The following is a 2,264-nucleotide window of genomic DNA, read 5'->3' as shown; positions in this document are numbered from 1 at the left end:
GCCGCGGAGTGTCGGGCAGATCAGCAGGGCGGACGGCGCGAACGAGGACCACCGCACCGTACGAGGGGGAGCCCGGTGGTCCGGCCGCCTCTGTCGAGGCAGTTCAGTCAACCGAGTGGCCCGCGCGGCGGCCAGAGCGCGCGGCCCTCGGATCAGGGCATTCCATTCACACCCCGTGCGAACACCCCGTCCACTACGCTGAGCGGACTGAGCCTCCGGAGGGCCCCATGCAGCCCAACACCCTGCTCGACGCCTTGCTCGACGAGGCGGGATTCTCCCACGCGGGCTTCGCGGCCCGGGTCAATCAGGCGGGTCGTGCCAGGGGTCTGACCCTGCGCTACGAACACACGGCGGTGGGGCGGTGGCTCAAGGGCCAGCGCCCGCGCGGCCAGGTGCCGGACCTGATCTGTGAAGTGCTGGCCGAGCGGCTCCACCGGAGCCTGACACTCGGCGACATCGGCCTCGGCGGCGCCGGGAGCTACGGGGTCTCGGCCGCGCCGCCCGGGTCGCCGCTCTCCGGCTTCGTCGAGCGGGCCACCGCGCTGTGGCGTGCCGACGAACAGCAGCGGCGGCACACCATCGAGGCGCCCGCCGTCACCGGGACCCCTGCCGTCATGCCCGTATGGGAGTGGGAGAACCCGCCGGAGGACTCGGACGTCTCCCGCTCCGGACAGACCCGGGTGTGCCCGGCGGACATCACCATGCTGCGCGCCGCCCGCGCCCACTACGAGCTGATGTACCGCAAGGCCGGGGGGATGGCGACCCGCTCCCGGATCGTCGGATTCCTCAACTCCGAGACCGCGCCGCTGCTGCGTGGCTCCTACAGCGACGCGCTCGGCCGCCAGTTGCACCGCGCGACGGGCGGCCTGGTCGCGGTCGCCGGGATCTGCGCGTACGACTCCGACGCCCACGGTCTGGCCCAGCGCTACTTCCATCAGGCGCTGCGGCTCGCGAAGGCCAGCGGCGACCGGGGGCTCGGCGCGTATGTGATCGCCCTGCTGGTAAACCAGTCGCTGTTCATGGCCGAGCACCGGCAGGCCGTCGCGTTCGCCGAGGCGGCGCTGCGGGCCGTGGGCGGCCAGATCACCCCCGCGCTCTCCTCGGACCTCTACGCGATGCAGGCGAAGGCGTACGCGCATCTCGGCGACAGCGCGGGCGCCCTGCGGTGCATCAGACGCGCGGAGCTGGAGGCGGCCCGTATCCAGCCGGGTTACGAGCCGGACGAGACCGGCTATGTCCAGCCGGGGCTGGTCAATGTGCAGGCCGCGGAGGCGCTGCTGCGCCTGGGAGATCTGGCCGCCGCCCGTGAGCACGCGGCGGCGGCGGTCGACTCTCCGGCGCACGACCGGGGCCGGGTGCACCGGCTGGCCATGCTCTGCCAGATCGAGCTGAGGCAGGGCGAGGCGGACCGGGCGGCACGGATCGCCGTGGAGATGGCGGAGCGGGCGCGGGGCATGGAGTCCCAGCGGCTGCGGGACCGGCTGCGCTCGGTGCGGGAGCACCTGGTGGCCAGTGGGTCGGCCCATGCCGAGGACGCGGCCGAGCAGATCGACGGGGCGCTGCGCGTGCCCCTGTGACAGGCCGCGCGGGGCCCGCGGGGCGGCTCTCGGCCGGGGTCCCCCGCCGCCGTCCGGGCGGGGACGGTGTGGGAGGCGGTACGGGGCGGGGATGGTCCGACTGGCCACCCCTCTGATTCCCCTCCGCCCAGGTGCCTGCTGCGATGTTGCCACCTACTGGTCGGAAGGTGGCAGAAAAGTGCAGTGGACGAACCTAAACGAACAGACTGTCTATGAGAACCGCTGGTTCAGAGTAAATCTGGCCGACGTCGTTCTCCCGGACGGACGGCATCTGGACCACTTCCTCATCCGGCTCCGTCCGGTCGCCGTCGCGACGGCGGTCAACGAGGCCAACGAGGTGCTGATGCTCTGGCGCCACCGCTTCATCACCGACACCTGGGGCTGGGAACTGGCCGCCGGTGTCGTCGAGGACGGGGAGGACATCGCGACCGCGGCGGCCCGTGAGATGGAGGAGGAGACCGGCTGGCGGCCGGGCCCGCTCCAGCATCTGATGACCGTCGAGCCGTCGAACGGCCTCACCGATGCCCGGCACCATCTCTACTGGGCCAAGGGCGCGACCTACATCGGTCACCCCGAGGACGACTTCGAGTCCTCGCGGCGGGAGTGGATACCGCTGAAACTGGTGCCCGACATGATCGCCCGTGGTGAGGTCCCGGCCGCCAACATGGCGGCCGGGCTGCTGATGCT

2 protein-coding genes are annotated in these 2,264 nt (G+C 72.1%); both read left to right on the top strand.

Annotated elements, in window-relative coordinates; all coding sequences use genetic code 11:
* Positions 1–227: 227 nt before the first annotated feature.
* On the top strand, positions 228–1,577 hold the full coding sequence (locus tag ACWF94_RS39095) for a transcriptional regulator (RefSeq protein WP_453499834.1): 1,350 nt from the start codon (positions 228–230) through the stop codon (positions 1,575–1,577).
* Between the two features lie 178 nt (positions 1,578–1,755).
* Positions 1,756–2,264 (top strand): NUDIX hydrolase (locus ACWF94_RS39090; protein ID WP_453499832.1); only part of this gene is annotated, 509 nt, incomplete at its 3' end.

The organism is Streptomyces sp. NPDC055078, from assembly GCF_053607985.1.
Note: the sequence above shows the minus strand (reverse complement) of the source record. Positions and strands in the feature narration are given on the sequence as shown.

Excerpts from the sequence above, each read along its gene's own strand:
- ACWF94_RS39095 (WP_453499834.1), top strand. The coding sequence starts at position 228 with ATGCAGCCCAACACCCTGCTCGACGCCTTGCTCGACGAGGCGGGATTC.